The organism is Streptomyces sp. NPDC030245, from assembly GCF_055572995.1.
In genome coordinates this window covers 206,037-221,807 of the sequence record NZ_JBVICF010000012.1, presented here as the reverse complement: position 1 = coordinate 221,807, position 15,771 = coordinate 206,037, and the positions used below count along the sequence as shown (strand labels likewise).

Annotated in this window: 11 protein-coding genes; 3 read left to right on the top strand and 8 right to left on the bottom strand. The window is 66.9% G+C overall.

Translation table 11 applies throughout. The annotated features are described in order from the left end of the window. Positions 1–40 precede the first annotated feature (40 nt). Genes ACZ4Z4_RS29880 through ACZ4Z4_RS29870 form a run of 3 tightly spaced genes read left to right on the top strand, consistent with a single transcriptional unit; the run spans position 41 to position 2,937 of the window. The gene (locus tag ACZ4Z4_RS29880; protein WP_468334049.1) at positions 41–1,345 is read left to right on the top strand and encodes a hypothetical protein; all 1,305 of its coding nucleotides are present in this window, start codon (positions 41–43) and stop codon (positions 1,343–1,345) included. Beyond that, a complete protein-coding gene (locus ACZ4Z4_RS29875) occupies positions 1,342–1,890 on the top strand; it encodes a Pycsar system effector family protein (RefSeq protein WP_468334046.1) in 549 nt (182 codons plus the stop codon). Before ACZ4Z4_RS29880 ends, ACZ4Z4_RS29875 begins: the two co-directional genes overlap by 4 nt. Positions 1,891–1,932: 42 nt before the next feature. Beyond that, entirely contained in the window at positions 1,933–2,937 is a 1,005-nt protein-coding gene (locus tag ACZ4Z4_RS29870; RefSeq protein ID WP_468334043.1) for a M48 family metalloprotease, read from the top strand. A gap of 70 nt (positions 2,938–3,007) precedes the next feature. Here the strand turns inward: ACZ4Z4_RS29870 and ACZ4Z4_RS29865 are convergent, their stop codons facing one another. The 8 genes from ACZ4Z4_RS29865 to rplK all read right to left on the bottom strand — a co-directional run bounded on the left by ACZ4Z4_RS29865 (position 3,008) and on the right by rplK (position 15,628). Continuing rightward, the gene (locus tag ACZ4Z4_RS29865; protein ID WP_468334040.1) at positions 3,008–6,922 is read right to left on the bottom strand and encodes a DNA-directed RNA polymerase subunit beta'; all 3,915 of its coding nucleotides are present in this window, start codon (positions 6,920–6,922) and stop codon (positions 3,008–3,010) included. A gap of 98 nt (positions 6,923–7,020) precedes the next feature. Next, entirely contained in the window at positions 7,021–10,506 is a 3,486-nt protein-coding gene (rpoB, locus tag ACZ4Z4_RS29860) for a DNA-directed RNA polymerase subunit beta (protein ID WP_062780305.1), read from the bottom strand. A 593-nt stretch (positions 10,507–11,099) separates the two neighbouring features. After that, positions 11,100–11,483 carry a 50S ribosomal protein L7/L12 gene (gene rplL, locus ACZ4Z4_RS29855; protein WP_363248005.1) on the bottom strand — a complete coding sequence of 128 codons (384 nt, stop codon included), beginning with the start codon at positions 11,481–11,483 and terminating at the stop codon, positions 11,100–11,102. 108 nt (positions 11,484–11,591) lie between these two features. Further along, entirely contained in the window at positions 11,592–12,122 is a 531-nt protein-coding gene (gene rplJ / locus ACZ4Z4_RS29850; protein ID WP_150216777.1) for a 50S ribosomal protein L10, read from the bottom strand. Between the two features lie 270 nt (positions 12,123–12,392). Continuing rightward, a complete protein-coding gene (locus ACZ4Z4_RS29845; RefSeq protein WP_468334035.1) occupies positions 12,393–13,247 on the bottom strand; it encodes an SCO4651 family lipoprotein in 855 nt (284 codons plus the stop codon). Positions 13,248–13,327: 80 nt separating this feature from the next. Then, positions 13,328–14,224, bottom strand: a complete 897-nt coding sequence (locus tag ACZ4Z4_RS29840) for an SCO4651 family lipoprotein (protein WP_468334032.1) — start codon at positions 14,222–14,224, stop codon at positions 13,328–13,330. Positions 14,225–14,381: 157 nt separating this feature from the next. Further along, positions 14,382–15,104: a 50S ribosomal protein L1 gene (rplA, locus tag ACZ4Z4_RS29835; protein ID WP_125514461.1), complete on the bottom strand. Its 723-nt coding sequence runs from the start codon at positions 15,102–15,104 to the stop codon at positions 14,382–14,384. 89 nt (positions 15,105–15,193) lie between these two features. Beyond that, the gene (rplK, locus tag ACZ4Z4_RS29830; RefSeq protein ID WP_030782612.1) at positions 15,194–15,628 is read right to left on the bottom strand and encodes a 50S ribosomal protein L11; all 435 of its coding nucleotides are present in this window, start codon (positions 15,626–15,628) and stop codon (positions 15,194–15,196) included. Between the last annotated feature and the right edge of the window lie 143 nt (positions 15,629–15,771).

Sequence of the window (15,771 nt, the reverse complement as noted above, 5' to 3'; positions counted from 1 at the left end):
CGGCACACCACCCGCACGCCCCTTCGAGGAGGCAAGCGCCATGCCCGACTTCCGCCAGCCACCGGACTGGCAGCAACCGGCCGACCGGCACACACCACTGATCGACCCCGTCATCACCGTGCGGCAGCTCTCACGGTTCGGATTCACCCGCAAGTCGCTGACCCGCATCGACCACGCCCTGGTCTTCTCGACCCCCCGCGGCGGGTACGACTCCTATCTGCCGCCCCTCCGCCCGAGCCGCGGCGAGGTGGCGGCGAAGCGCTACACATCGGTGTACGAGGTGGACATGGGCGTCCACCCGTACGAGGCCGAGGTCTCGCTGCCCAGCGACAACGACGCCTTCGAGTTCGTCGCCGCGATCGACCTGTCGTGGCAGGTCACCGACCCGGCCGCGTTCGTGAGGAGCGGCCATCGGAACGTACCGGTCCTGCTGCTCGGCGAGCTCCAGCAGGCCGCGCGGCCCCATACACGCCGGTTCGCCATCCACGACAGCGCGAACGCCGAGCGGCAGCTGCTGCACGTGCTCTCCGGGCAGGCACCGCCCGGCGCGGCCGCGGGACTACAGGTGATCTGGACGTTGCGGCTCCGCCGCGACCAGCAGGACATCGAACACCAGCGGCGGCTCCAGTCCATCGATCACCACGCCGCCGAGCAGATACGCACCGAGCAGCAGAGCGCGGAGTACGACATCGAACTCGACCGGCGCACCCGCCGGCAGGACGCGCTCCAGATGAGGCGAGCCGCGGAGTACGGGCAGCTCGACCACGAGCTCGCGCTCCAGCGCCAGACGTGGCAGCAGGAGCAGGACCGGCTGCGGGCCCGCCACGAGGCGGAGCTCAGGAAGATCGAGGCGGAGAAGATCGCGTTCTACCAGGAGTACCTGGAACAAGGGGGTGTGGTGGCCTGGGCCATGCATCTCGCGGGCAACCCCCAGGATTCACGGCTCGTCGTCAACAGCATGCGTGAGGACCGGCTCCGTCTGGTCCTCGCGGAGGTGGAGCTGGCGAAGGAGCTGCTCGGCGGCGACAGCGCCGAGGACTACGAACTGGAGGGCCCGAAACGGCGAGCCCTCGACTTCATGTACGAGATCTTCAACCAGCACGTCGAGGGACTGTCCCAGGGCCGGGCGCCGACACAGCCGTCGCCGGCTCCCACACCTCCGGAAGCTCGGCCCACCGAGCCCGGCCCGCTCCGTGACCTGCCGCAGTCGGCGCACCCGGACGAACGGCCGACGGCAGAGGCCCCCGACCAGGCCCCCGCCCCGACCGAACAGACCGAGTCCTTCCGCGGCTGGCGACCACCCCCCGGCTACGACGGCGAAGAGCACGAGGACCAAGTCCCGTGACGGCCACGAACCCACAGCCGACGGCACCGCCCCCCGCCCCCGCCCCCGTCCCCGGAGCCCACGTCGCCGAGCGGCTCCTCGCGGACCTGCGTGCCGAGATCGCCCGCGCGGACTCGAAGGCAGCCGTTCTCGCGGCGGCTCTCGGAGTGGCAGCCGGCGTCTTCAGCACCCTGCTGACCACGCAGGGCTGGAGTCCGGCCGCGCTCTCCGCGCCGGGCAGCTCGACGTGGTGGTCCGGAGTCCTCGCCCTCGCCGTGGCACTCCTGTCGATGCTTATGGCTGTGCTGCCCCGCTACAACAGCACCCGCATCGGATGGGCGCCCGGCGCTCCCCTGTCGTACTTCGGCGACATTCAACGAGCAGTCCGCAGCGGGCACCTGGCACAGGCACTGGCCGAAACCGAACGAGCACCCCTGCTCGGCACTCTCACCGCCCTGTCCGAGACCAGTCGCATCGCCCTGCGCAAACACCAGTGGATGCGCGTGGGCCTGATCTCCTTCGCCGCGAGTGCGGTGCTGCTTCCCGGCTCCCTGCTCATCGGCTGACATCCCACTCACCGGCTGACGTCCCCCTCCCGGAGGTTGACCATGGACCGCCCGACCGATCCGCCGCGCCCCGACCCACCCGACGACGATCTCGACTACCGCCACCGCGGCGGCCGCGTCCACTACACCGCTCACCAGCGCGGAGTCGACGCGACAGCACTCGGCCAGCTGGTCCTGCTCCTGCCCGGCACGATCATGAGCCTGCTGGTGATTCTGCTGTTCTCCGGCGGACTCGATGTCTGGCTGGGGCTTCCGTTCTGGGTGCTGCCGCTGGTCTGGCTGGCATCCGGAGCTCTGCTCTTCCACCGCCCGACCGAGGACTTCCTCGCGCGCTACCTCCTGCGCCTGCAACGCCCCATGCCCGAGGAGTACGCGCGTCTCGACCCCGTCTGGCGCGAAGTGACCGCCCGCGCGGGCGTCGACGGCCGGGCCTACGAGCTGTGGATCGAGGACAGCGACGGCCTCAACGCGTACGCGGCCGCCGGCCACATCGTGGGCGTCACCCGGTTCGCCCTGGACCACCTGCCGAGCTCCCAGCTCGCCGCGGTCCTCGCCCACGAGCTGGGGCACCACACCGGAGGACACGTCTGGACGTCGTTGCTCGGCTATTGGTACGCGCTGCCGGGCCGAGCGGCCTGGTACGTGATCCGGCTGATCGTCGTCTTCGCGATAGCCGTCGCCAGCTCCTTCTCCTGGCTGGCCACCGCGGCACTGATCCTCGTGATCGGCTTCCTCACGTACTCCACGATCACCTACCTCTACGGCCTGCCTCTCGTCCTGCTCGTCACGCCGTACCTCATCGCGGCCGTGGGGCGCCGAGCCGAACTGCGCGCGGACCAGCACGCGGCGGCGTTGGGGTTCGGTCCGATGCTCGCGCAGGTACTCGTGGCGATGCACGCGGCCGAGACCGAGGCCGGCCACCGCTCTCTGGCGGCCGCGGGGGCCGGGCACGACGCCCCGGGCATGCTCGCCCGGCTCCTCTCCACACACCCCGACTACCCGACCCGGCTGCACCGCCTCAGGCCGTACCTGGAGCCGCGCCGATGACGGGAACGCCAAAGGGCGCCCACCCCACCCACGGGATAAGCGCCCTTCAGCAATGCGACAGACCTAGGCCTTACTGGTTGTACGGCCCATAGTCGTAATCCTCCAGCGGCACAGCCTGACCCGACCCCGTCCCGAAGGGCGAGTAGTCGATGTCGTCGTAGCCGACGGCCGAGTACATCGCGGCCTTGGCCTCCTCGGTGGGCTCCACCCGGATGTTGCGGTAGCGGGAAAGACCCGTACCGGCCGGGATGAGCTTACCGATGATGACGTTCTCCTTGAGGCCGATGAGGCTGTCGGACTTGGCGTTGATCGCCGCGTCCGTCAGGACTCGGGTCGTCTCCTGGAAGGAGGCGGCCGACAGCCAGGATTCCGTCGCCAGCGAGGCCTTGGTGATACCCATCAGCTGCGGACGGCCGGAGGCCGGGTGGCCGCCTTCGGTCACGACCCGACGGTTCTCGGTCTCGAACTTCGAGCGCTCGACGAGCTCGCCCGGCAGCAGCTCCGCGTCGCCGGACTCGATGATCGTCACGCGGCGCAGCATCTGCCGGATGATGATCTCGATGTGCTTGTCGTGGATCGACACGCCCTGGCTGTTGTAGACCTTCTGGACTTCGCCGACCAGGTGGACCTGGACCGCGCGCTGACCGAGGATCCGCAGCACGTCGTGCGGGTTGGTGGCACCGAAGGTGAGCTTCTGGCCCACCTCGACGTGGTCACCCTCGCGCACCAGGACCTTGGCACGCTTCGAGATCGGGAACGCCGTCTCGTCGCTGCCGTCGTCCGGGGTGACGACGATCTTCTTGGTCTTCTCGGTCTCCTCGATGCGGACACGGCCCGCGGCCTCGGAGATCGGGGCGACACCCTTCGGCGTACGAGCCTCGAAGAGCTCGACGACACGGGGCAGACCCTGGGTGATGTCGTCACCGGCCACACCACCGGTGTGGAAGGTACGCATGGTGAGCTGCGTACCCGGCTCACCGATGGACTGGGCGGCGATGATGCCGACCGCCTCACCGATGTCGACCAGCTTGCCGGTGGCGAGCGAACGGCCGTAGCAGAAGGCGCAGGTGCCGACCGCCGACTCACAGGTCAGGACCGAGCGGGTCTTGACCTCCTCGACGCCGTTGGCGACCAGGGCGTCGATGAGGACGTCACCGAGGTCGACGTTGGCCGGCGCGATGACCTTGCCGTCGATGACGACGTCCTCGGCCAGCATGCGGGCGTACACCGAGGTCTCGACGTTCTCCGTCTTGCGGAGCACACCGTCCTCGCCCTTGACCGCGATCTTCAGCTTCAGACCGCGCTCGGTGCCACAGTCCTCCTCGCGAATGATGACGTCCTGGGAGACGTCGACCAGACGACGGGTGAGGTAACCGGAGTCGGCGGTACGGAGAGCCGTGTCCGCCAGACCCTTACGGGCACCGTGAGTCGAGATGAAGTACTCGAGCACCGACAGGCCTTCGCGGAACGAAGCCTTGATCGGACGCGGGATCGTCTCGTTCTTCGCGTTCGACACCAGACCACGCATACCGGCGATCTGCCGCATCTGCATCATGTTTCCTCGGGCACCCGAGTCAACCATCATGAAGATGGGGTTGGTCTTGGGGAAGTTCGCGTTCATCGCCTCGGCGACCTCGTTGGTCGCCTTGGTCCAGATCGCGATGAGCTCCTGCGTGCGCTCGTCCTTGGTGATCAGACCGCGCTCGTACTGCTTCTGGACCTTCTCGTCCTGCTCCTCGTAGCCCTTGACGATGGCCTTCTTGGCCTCGGGCACGACGACGTCGGAGATGGCCACGGTGACACCGGAACGGGTCGCCCAGTAGAAGCCCGCCGCCTTCAGGTTGTCGAGCGTCGCCGCCACGATGACCTTGGGGTAGCGCTCGGCGAGGTCGTTGACGATCTCGGAGAGCTGCTTCTTGCCGACGGAGTAGTCGACGAAGGGGTAGTCCTCGGGCAGCAGCTCGTTGAAGAGCGCGCGGCCCAGGGTCGTACGCAGCCGGAAGCTGTCGCCCTGCTGGTACGCCCGCTCGCCCTCGAAGTCGTCGCCCTCGGCGCTGACCGGCGGGGTCCAGCCGCGCGGCGGGATGGTGCCCACCGGGAAGCGGATGTCGACCTTCGCCTGGAGCGAGAGCTCACGCGCGTCGAACGCCATGATCGCCTCGGCCGTGGAGCCGAAGGACCGGCCCTCGCCGATGACCGTGCGCTCCTCCTCGTCCGTGGTGAGGAAGAAGAGGCCGAGCACCATGTCCTGGGTCGGCATGGTGACGGGACGACCGTCGGCCGGCTTCAGGATGTTGTTCGAGGACAGCATCAGGATGCGGGCCTCGGCCTGCGCCTCCGCGGAGAGCGGCAGGTGGACGGCCATCTGGTCACCGTCGAAGTCCGCGTTGAACGCGGTGCAGACGAGCGGGTGAATCTGGATGGCCTTGCCCTCGACCAGCTGCGGCTCGAAGGCCTGGATGCCGAGGCGGTGCAGCGTGGGCGCACGGTTCAGGAGAACCGGGTGCTCGGCGATGACCTCTTCGAGGACGTCGTACACGACCGTGCGGCCGCGCTCGACCATCCGCTTGGCGCTCTTGATGTTCTGCGCGTGGTTCAGGTCGACCAGGCGCTTCATCACGAACGGCTTGAAGAGCTCCAGCGCCATGGCCTTGGGCAGGCCACACTGGTGCAGCTTCAGCTGCGGACCGACGACGATCACGGAACGCGCGGAGTAGTCCACACGCTTACCGAGCAGGTTCTGACGGAAACGACCCTGCTTACCCTTCAGCATGTCGCTGAGGGACTTCAGCGGACGGTTGCCGGGGCCCGTCACCGGGCGACCACGACGGCCGTTGTCGAAGAGGGCGTCGACCGCCTCCTGGAGCATGCGCTTCTCGTTGTTCACGATGATCTCGGGCGCACCGAGGTCGAGAAGGCGCTTCAGGCGGTTGTTGCGGTTGATCACGCGGCGGTACAGGTCGTTCAGGTCGGAGGTCGCGAAGCGGCCACCGTCCAGCTGCACCATCGGACGCAGGTCCGGCGGGATGACCGGCACGCAGTCCAGCACCATGCCCTTGGGGCTGTTGCTGGTCTGAAGGAACGCGGAGACGACCTTGAGGCGCTTGAGCGCACGGGTCTTCTTCTGGCCCTTGCCGGTACGGATGATCTCGCGGAGGCGCTCGGCCTCCTCGTCGAGGTCGAAGGACTCCAGGCGCTTCTGAAGCGCCGCGGCACCCATCGAGCCGTCGAAGTACGTGCCGAAGCGGTCACGCAGCTCGCGGTAGAGCAGCTCGTCGCCCTCGAGGTCCTGGACCTTGAGGTTCTTGAAGCGGTTCCACACCTCGTCGAGACGGTCGATCTCGCGCTGCGCACGGTCGCGCAGCTGCTTCATCTCACGCTCGGCGCCCTCGCGCACCTTGCGGCGCACGTCGGCCTTGGCACCCTCGGCCTCGAGCTCGGCCAGGTCGGTCTCGAGCTTCTTGGCGCGGGCCTCCAGGTCGGAGTCGCGACGGTTCTCGATCTGCTGACGCTCGACGGAGACGTGCGCCTCCAGGGACGGCAGGTCGCGCGTGCGGCGCTCCTCGTCCACGAACGTGATCATGTACGCCGCGAAGTAGATGACCTTCTCGAGGTCCTTCGGGGCGAGGTCGAGCAGGTAGCCGAGGCGCGACGGGACGCCCTTGAAGTACCAGATGTGCGTGACAGGGGCGGCCAGCTCGATGTGGCCCATCCGCTCACGGCGCACCTTGGCGCGAGTGACCTCGACGCCGCAGCGCTCACAGATGATGCCCTTGAAGCGGACACGCTTGTACTTGCCGCAGTAGCACTCCCAGTCCCGGGTCGGACCGAAGATCTTCTCGCAGAAGAGTCCGTCCTTTTCGGGCTTCAGGGTGCGGTAGTTGATGGTCTCCGGCTTCTTGACCTCGCCGTGGGACCACTGTCGGATGTCGTCCGCGGTGGCAAGGCCGATCCGCAGCTCGTCGAAGAAGTTGACGTCGAGCACTTTGTCGTCAATCCCTCTTTCGGGGTCGAGTCTCAATCATGGTCTGTACGGGTCCGGGGCAGGGCCGGGGCCTCACGAGGAGGCCCCGGCCAGACCCGTCAGACCTCTTCGACGCTGCTCGGCTCGCGCCGGGACAGGTCGATGCCGAGCTCCTCCGCCGCGCGGAAGACGTCCTCGTCGGTGTCGCGCATCTCGATGGACATGCCGTCCGAGGACAGCACCTCCACGTTGAGGCAGAGCGACTGCATTTCCTTGATGAGCACCTTGAAGGACTCGGGAATGCCGGGCTCGGGGATGTTCTCGCCCTTGACGATCGCCTCGTAGACCTTCACGCGGCCGGTCACGTCGTCGGACTTGATCGTCAGCAGCTCCTGGAGGGCGTACGCGGCGCCGTATGCCTCCAGCGCCCACACCTCCATCTCACCGAAGCGCTGGCCACCGAACTGAGCCTTACCACCCAGCGGCTGCTGGGTGATCATCGAGTACGGGCCGGTCGAACGAGCGTGCAGCTTGTCGTCGACCAGGTGGTGCAGCTTGAGGATGTACATGTACCCGACCGAGATCGGGTCCGGGAACGGCTCGCCGGAGCGGCCGTCGAACAGCTGCGCCTTGCCGGACGGAAGCACCATGCGCTCGCCGTCGCGGTTCGGGATGGTGTGCTGGAGCAGACCGGCGAGCTCGTCCTCACGCGCACCGTCGAAGACGGGGGTGGCGACGTTCGTACCCGGCTCGACCTTGTCGGCGCCGATGGCCTGGAGGCGCTGCGCCCACTCGTCCGCGAGACCGGAGACGTCCCAGCCGCGGCTGGCGAGCCAGCCGAGGTGGATCTCCAGGACCTGTCCCGGGTTCATTCGGGACGGCACACCCAGCGGGTTCAGGATGATGTCGACCGGAGTTCCGTCCTCGAGGAACGGCATGTCCTCGATCGGAAGGATCTTCGAGATGACACCCTTGTTGCCGTGGCGGCCGGCGAGCTTGTCACCGTCCGTGATCTTGCGCTTCTGCGCCACGTAGACGCGGACCAGCTGGTTCACGCCCGGCGGCAGCTCGTCGCCCTCTTCACGGTCGAAGACGCGGACGCCGATGACCTTGCCGATCTCGCCGTGGGGCACCTTCAGGGAGGTGTCACGGACCTCGCGCGCCTTCTCACCGAAGATCGCGCGGAGCAGGCGCTCCTCCGGCGTCAGCTCGGTCTCACCCTTGGGCGTGACCTTGCCGACGAGGATGTCGCCGGCGACGACCTCGGCACCGATCCGGATGATGCCGCGCTCGTCGAGGTCGGCGAGGACCTCCTCGGAGACGTTCGGGATGTCCCGGGTGATCTCCTCCGGGCCGAGCTTGGTGTCACGGGCGTCGACCTCGTGCTCCTCGATGTGGATCGAGGAGAGGACGTCGTCCTGCACGAGGCGCTGCGACAGGATGATCGCGTCCTCGTAGTTGTGACCCTCCCACGGCATGAACGCCACGAGCAGGTTCTTGCCGAGGGCCATCTCGCCCTCTTCGGTCGCGGGACCGTCGGCCAGGACCTGGCCCTCGATCACGCGGGCGCCCTCGTCGACGACAACCTTCTGGTTGACGGAGGTGCCCTGGTTCGACCGGGAGAACTTGGCGATGCGGTACGTGGTGTACGTGCCGTCGTCGTTGGTGACCGTGACGTAGTCCGCGGAGACCTCCTGGACCACACCGGCCTTCTCGGCCTTGATCACGTCACCGGCGTCGACCGCGCAGCGGTACTCCATGCCGGTGCCGACGAGGGGGGCCTCGGCGGTGATCAGCGGCACGGCCTGACGCATCATGTTCGCGCCCATGAGCGCGCGGTTGGCGTCGTCGTGCTCGAGGAACGGGATCATGGCGGTCGCGACCGACACCATCTGGCGCGGCGAGACGTCCATGTAGTCGACGTCCGTGCCGGGCACGTAGTCGATCTCGCCGCCGCGGCGACGGATCAGGACGCGGGCCTCGGCGAAGTGGAGGTCGTCCGTCAGCGGCGCGTTGGCCTGCGCGATGACGAAGCGGTCCTCCTCGTCGGCCGTCAGGTAGTCGACGTCGTCGGTGACCTGGCCGTCGACGACCTTGCGGTACGGCGTCTCGACGAAGCCGAACGCGTTGACGCGGCCGTACGAAGCCAGCGAACCGATCAGACCGATGTTCGGGCCTTCAGGGGTCTCAATCGGGCACATGCGGCCGTAGTGAGACGGGTGCACGTCACGGACCTCGAAGCCGGCCCGCTCACGGGAGAGACCACCCGGGCCAAGCGCCGACAGACGACGCTTGTGGGTGAGACCCGACAGCGGGTTGTTCTGGTCCATGAACTGCGACAGCTGCGAGGTGCCGAAGAATTCCTTGATCGACGCCACGACCGGGCGGATGTTGATCAGGGTCTGCGGCGTGATCGCCTCGACGTCCTGCGTCGTCATGCGCTCGCGGACGACGCGCTCCATACGAGCCAGACCCGTGCGGACCTGGTTCTGGATGAGCTCGCCGACGTTGCGCAGACGGCGGTTGCCGAAGTGGTCGATGTCGTCGGTCTCGACGACGATCGACGTGCCGCTGTCGCCAACGGTCTCGGTCTCACCGGCGTGCAGCTTCACCAGGTACTTGATCGAGGCGATGATGTCCTCGACCGTGAGGATGCCCGCGTCGAGCGGAGCGTCCGCACCCAGCTTCTTGTTGACCTTGTAGCGGCCGACCTTCGCGAGGTCGTAGCGCTTGGGGTTGAAGTAGAGGTTCTCAAGCAGCGTCTGAGCGGCCTCACGGGTCGGCGGCTCGCCCGGACGGAGCTTGCGGTAGATGTCGAGCAGTGCGTCGTCCTGGCCCTGGGTGTGGTCCTTCTCCAGGGTGGCGCGCATGGACTCGTACTCGCCGAACTCCTCGAGGATCTGCTCGGTCGTCCAACCGAGAGCCTTGAGCAGAACGGTGACCGACTGCTTGCGCTTGCGGTCGATGCGGACACCGACCATGTCGCGCTTGTCGATCTCCATCTCCAGCCAGGCACCCCGGGACGGGATGATCTTGGCGGAGAAGATGTCCTTGTCGGACGTCTTGTCGATCGAGGAATCGAAGTAGACACCCGGCGAACGGACCAGCTGCGACACGACGACACGCTCGGTGCCGTTGATGACGAAGGTGCCCTTGTTGGTCATGAGCGGGAAGTCGCCCATGAAGACCGTCTGGGACTTGATCTCGCCGGTCTCGTTGTTGGTGAACTCGGCGGTGACGAAGAGCGGGGCGGCGAACGTGAAGTCGCGCTCCTTGCACTCGTCGATCGAGTTCTTGGGGGGCTCGAAGCGGTGGTCGCGGAACGTCAGGGACATCGACCCGGAGAAGTCCTCGATCGGGGAGATCTCCTCGAAGATCTCCTCCAGACCGGACTTGGTGGGGACGTCCTGTCCGCTTTCCAGAGCCGCCTCGACACGAGCCTTCCACGCGTCATTGCCGAGCAGCCAGTCAAAGCTCTCGGTCTGCAGCGCAAGAAGGTTCGGAACCTCGAGGGGCTCCTTGATCTTTGCAAAGGAGATGCGCAGCGGGGCGGTGCTGGCGCCGTTGTTCGTATTCGCGGTCGAGGCAGTGCGCGAGGCGGCCAAGAGGGGGTCCTTCCGAGGGCTCGGACTCACTACGCGCGTACCGGTCCCAGGTTGGACACAGGGACAGACCTTTCTGATCTGGCTGTTTGGCCAGGTCAGGGAAGCTTCAGTCCACGGTGCTCAAGCATGGGCATGCCCCTGGTGACGGGCAGGAGGCAGCTAACAGGCAGCGCAAAGGGTCAGTGTAGCCAGTTGGCCCACTGATGTCCAGTGCGGGTTCTGGGAGACCCTCGTTGTTCTCAACCCCTGCTGCAAGCCACGCCCTCGATGCACATCGATACTGCCCTCTTCGCCGCCGATCCATGCCTCGGATCCGGATCGTTGTGACGACGCGTCCTGAGAATTGCGCGCTGCGTGCGGTTCGTCAAGGCCCCCCTGCCCAGACGTCGCCCTGGGACACTCACCGTCACGGGCTGTCCCGAGGCACAACGAAGATCACCATACTCGCCGGGACCGACATCGCAAGGCGCCCTCACACGCGTGCCCGGGAACGCCGAAAGGCGACCACCCACATGGGTGATCGCCTTAGGCGTCCCGCGCGTTACAGCGTTTCTGCCGTACGTGCGGTGAAGAGAGTCAGACGACTCGTGAGGTCACTTGACCTCGACGGAGGCGCCGGCGCCCTTGAGGGCCTCGGCGGCCTTCTCAGCGGCGTCCTTGGCGACCTTCTCGAGGACCGGCTTCGGGGTGCCGTCGACGAGGTCCTTGGCCTCCTTGAGACCCAGCGAGGTCAGCTCACGCACGACCTTGATGACCTGGATCTTCTTGTCGCCGGCGCCGGTGAGGATGACGTCGAACTCGTCCTGCTCGGCCTCGGCCTCGGCCGGAGCGGCAGCGGCGCCACCAGCGGCGACGGCGACCGGGGCGGCAGCGGTGACGTCGAACTTCTCCTCGAAGGCCTTCACGAACTCGGAGAGCTCGATGAGGGTCATCTCTTCGAACTGCGCGAGCAGGTCGTCCTGGGACAGCTTCGCCATGATGGCGTCCTTCCACTAATTCGGCTGGTGCCGTGTGTACATGGAGGCGGGCGTACGTTGGGCCCGCTGTGACCGTCGCCTCAGGCGGCGGTCAATGTGCGAGCCGAATTACTCGGCACCGCCCTGCTCGGCCTTCTTGGCACGAAGCGCCTCCGCGGTGCGGACGAACTTCGAGGGAAGCGCCTGGAAGAGCGCGGCAGCCTGGGACTGCTTGCCCTTCATGGCGCCCGCCAGCTTGGCGAGCAGAACCTCGCGGGACTCGAGGTCCGCGAGCTTCTTGAACTCATCGGCGGACAGCGCCTTGCCATCAAGGACACCGCCCTTGATGACGAGGTTCGGGTTGTCCTTGGCGAAGTCACGAAGACCCTTCGCCGACTCCACCGGGTCACCGGTGACGAAGGCAACCGCCGTCGGACCCGTGAAGAGGTCGTCCAGCGTGTTGATCCCGGCCTCGTTGGCCGCGATCTTGGTCAGCGTGTTCTTCACCACGGCGTACTCGGAGTTTTCACCGAGGGAACGGCGCAGCTGCTTGAGCTGGGCCACGGTGAGACCCCGGTACTCGGTCAGCACGGCGGCGTTCGAGCTGCGGAACTTGTCCGTGAGCTCGGCTACCGCGGCAGCCTTGTCGGGCGTCGGCATAGAGCGTCGGCCTCCTTCCGGGTGATGAGGACCGCTCAGAAGGGGCCGACAAAACGAAACGCCCCGGCGCAGGCGCACGGGGCGTGAGCTCGACCGAATCGCATGCGATTCAGGAGCACATCCACAGTCACCTGCGCGGGTCGTCCGCCGTTTCAGCGGATCCTTCGGCCGCCGTCCCCTCTTGCGGGAGAACGGCAACGACCAGCGGTCTTTGGCTTCTGTGGAAGAGTACGCGAACGGGTCCGCGCCAGGCAAATCCGGCGGGAACCGTCAGTCCTGGAGGCCCTTCATCTCCTTGGAGAGGTCCATGACCTGCGACTTCGGCGGCGCCTCGACGTTCACCGGCTTGTTGTAGTCGAGGAAGGTGAAGGTCATGTCGAGGCGGCCCTTGTCGCCCTTGCCGCGGGCGCGGAACTGCTTGGTGTGGTCCTCGCCGTCGACCCACATGTCCATCGTGAGCTTCTCGACGCCCATGTCCTCGTACTGCTTGATGCTCTTCTCGCGGCGCTTCTTGGTGGCCGCGTCCTCGTCCTCGACGAGCTTGCGCATCTGGTCCAGCGTGACCGTGCCCGTGTAGTGGGTGGTCTCGACGCCGCCGACGGTCTCGCTGCCGACCTTCTTCAGGTCCTTGGAGCCGGTCAGGAGCGTGGACTGGTCGGCCGGGTTGTTGTCGGCCTGCCCCGAGGCCGAGGTGGCGGCGGCCTTGCCGCCCGCCTCCTCCATGGCCTTGGCGTCGAACTTGATCCAGCTCTTGCCGTCCATCTCCTTCGCGGCCGCCTTGCCGCCGCCGAGGTAGACGCCGCCGTCGACGTAGCGCAGCTCCATCTTCTCCGGGCCCTGGTCAGGCGCGGACATCTTCATCTGCATGGCGAGCGGCTTGGTGCTCATCGCCGCGTCGGCCTGGACCCGCCCGTCACCGGGGACGGTGCCCTTCATCCGGAACGTGAACGAGGTGAGGTCCTCGGTCTTGTCCGCGGCCTTCTTCACGGCCGCCGCGGGGGCCATGTCCTCCCCCGCCTTGTCGGCCTTCTCCGACCCGCAGCTGACCGCGCCGCCGGCGAGCAGCACGGCCGCCAGCGCGGCACCCGCGGTTCTCTTGCGACCCGCTCGTACGGAAAAACTCATGACCCCACCCCTAGGAACACATGATCGACTCATTTTCTGATTGCAGAGAGTACCCGAGGGGCGGGGCCGGAGCTCACGGGTTATGCCGCGGGCTGCCTGTTCAGCAGGTCCTTGAAGCTCATGGTGTCCTCGGCCGGGGGCTTCTCGACGGAGAGCGGGGTGCCGTAGTCGCTGTAGTAGGCCGTCTGCTGGAAGGGGCCGTTCTTCGTGTCGGCCTTCTCGATCTTCTTGACCAGCAGGTCGTCCTCGTTGACCCAGATGTCGATGGTCTCGGTGCTGATGCCGGCCTGCTCGAACTGCTTCTCCAGCTCGGACAGCTGGTCCTTGTCCAGGTCCGAGCTCTTGGCGGTGAAGTCCGCGATGTCGACCTTGCCGGAGTAGTGGGTCGTCTGCGTGCCGCGGACCTTCTCCTTGCCGACGCGCTTGACGTCACCGGAGGCGAGGAGCATCTTCACCGACTGGTTCGGCGTGCTGTTCTGCATCTGGTCCTGGAAGGCCTGGCCGGCGGCGCCGCTCATCTCGGCGAGCGTGTCGTAGTCGTACTCGAGCCAGTGCTTGCCCCCGCCCGCCTGGGCCGCGAACTTGTCGCCCATGTTCGCGTAGAAGCCGTTCTTCAGGTAGCGGTAGTCGAGGGTCGTCTGGCCCAGCTGCCGCATCTGCTGGGCCTGCGTGCCGCCCGTGAAGGTCACCGTCACATTGCCCGTGATCCCGTCGGACCAGCCCATGACGCCCTTCATGTCCATGGACGTGAGCGTGCCCATGGTGGTCGAGCCGTCGATCCGGGCGGTGTCCGCCTTGTCGGTCGACTTCTCGACCGTGCGCAGGGCGGCTATCGGGCTGAGGTTGATGCCGCCGTCGCCCTTGCCGCCGCCGTCGGCCTTGTCCGAGGAGTCACCCGACCCGCAGGCCGACAGACCCGTCAGCGCGGCGACGACCGCGATCGAGAGACCGGTCCGGCGCATGATCGTGCTGTTCATGTTGTCCCCACCCCTTGGCGTCATGGTGTCTGCACGCTAACGCAGGCCTCTGACAGACGTATCCGAAAGGCCCGTACGCAAACAGGACGGGCCCCGCACCTCGAAAGGTTGCGGGGCCCGTCCACAGAACGCGTACGCGACGCGGTTGCCGTCAGTTTCAGACGGCGGCCGGGTCCTCCTCGACGAGGAGGTTGCGGGTGCGGTTCGAGTCGAGCGGAATGCCGGGGCCCATCGTGGTGGTGATGGCGGCCTTCTTGATGTAGCGACCCTTGGCGGCCGACGGCTTCAGACGGAGGATCTCCTCCAGGGCCGCGGCGTAGTTCTCCACCAGCTTGGTGTCGTCGAAGGACACCTTGCCGATGATGAAGTGCAGGTTCGAGTGCTTGTCGACGCGGAACTCGATCTTGCCGCCCTTGATGTCGTTGACAGCCTTCACGACGTCGGGGGTGACGGTGCCGGTCTTCGGGTTCGGCATCAGACCACGCGGACCGAGCACGCGGCCGAGGCGGCCGACCTTGCCCATGAGGTCCGGGGTGGCGACGACGGCGTCGAAGTCCAGGCGGCCCTTCGCGACCTCGTCGATCAGCTCGTCGGAGCCGACGATGTCGGCGCCAGCGGCTTCCGCGGCCGCAGCACGGTCACCGGTCGCGAAGACCAGGACCCGGGCGGTCTTGCCGGTGCCGTGCGGGAGGTTCACGGTGCCACGGACCATCTGGTCGGCCTTGCGCGGGTCGACGCCCAGACGCATGGCGACCTCGACGGTGCCGTCGAACTTGGTCGCGGAGGTCTCCTTGGCGAGACGGACGGCCTCGAGCGGGGCGTACAGCTTCTCCCGGTCGATCTTGGCGTCCGCAGCGCGGAGAGTCTTGCTGCGCTTCACTTCTGCTCCTGGTGTGTTCAGGTATGGAGTCGTGGTGCGGGCCAGCGCTTGGCCCTACCACTGGAGAAAGGTCAGACGGGGGAGGAGTCTCAGCCCTCGACCGTGATGCCCATGGAACGGGCGGTGCCGGCGATGATCTTCGACGCGGCGTCCAGGTCGTTGGCGTTGAGGTCTTCCATCTTGGTCTGCGCGATCTCACGGATCTGCGCCTCGGTGACCTTGGCGACCTTGGTCTTGTGGGGCTCGCCGGAGCCCTTCTCGACACCAGCGGCCTTGAGGATCATCTTGGCGGCCGGCGGCGTCTTGGTGATGAAGGTGAAGGAGCGGTCCTCGTAGACCGTGATCTCCACCGGGATCACCCAGCCACGCTGCGACTCGGTCGCGGCGTTGTAGGCCTTGCAGAACTCCATGATGTTGACGCCGTGCTGGCCCAGCGCGGGGCCGACCGGCGGGGCCGGGTTGGCGGCACCAGCCTGGATCTGGAGCTTGATAAGCCCCGTGACCTTCTTCTTCTTGGGAGGCATAGCTCTCTCCGGGTCCTAGTGAGAGTTTTCAGCCGGCCATCCGGTCATCCGGATGGAGGCATACCGCACAACGATAACGGGTATAGTCGCGCGGCTAAAAACCGAGCAGGTCAGACCGGCTTTGGCAGCCCGTCTGACCTGGT

What these genes read in the sequence shown, in the direction of transcription:
- rplL (WP_363248005.1), bottom strand. Translation starts at nt 11,483, where the DNA reads ATGGCGAAGCTGTCCCAGGACGACCTGCTCGCGCAGTTCGAAGAGATG.
- ACZ4Z4_RS29870 (WP_468334043.1), top strand. Translation starts at nt 1,933, where the DNA reads ATGGACCGCCCGACCGATCCGCCGCGCCCCGACCCACCCGACGACGAT.
- ACZ4Z4_RS29880 (WP_468334049.1), top strand. Translation starts at nt 41, where the DNA reads ATGCCCGACTTCCGCCAGCCACCGGACTGGCAGCAACCGGCCGACCGG.
- ACZ4Z4_RS29845 (WP_468334035.1), bottom strand. Translation starts at nt 13,247, where the DNA reads ATGAGTTTTTCCGTACGAGCGGGTCGCAAGAGAACCGCGGGTGCCGCG.
- rplJ (WP_150216777.1), bottom strand. Translation starts at nt 12,122, where the DNA reads ATGCCGACGCCCGACAAGGCTGCCGCGGTAGCCGAGCTCACGGACAAG.
- rplK (WP_030782612.1), bottom strand. Translation starts at nt 15,628, where the DNA reads ATGCCTCCCAAGAAGAAGAAGGTCACGGGGCTTATCAAGCTCCAGATC.
- ACZ4Z4_RS29840 (WP_468334032.1), bottom strand. Translation starts at nt 14,224, where the DNA reads ATGAACAGCACGATCATGCGCCGGACCGGTCTCTCGATCGCGGTCGTC.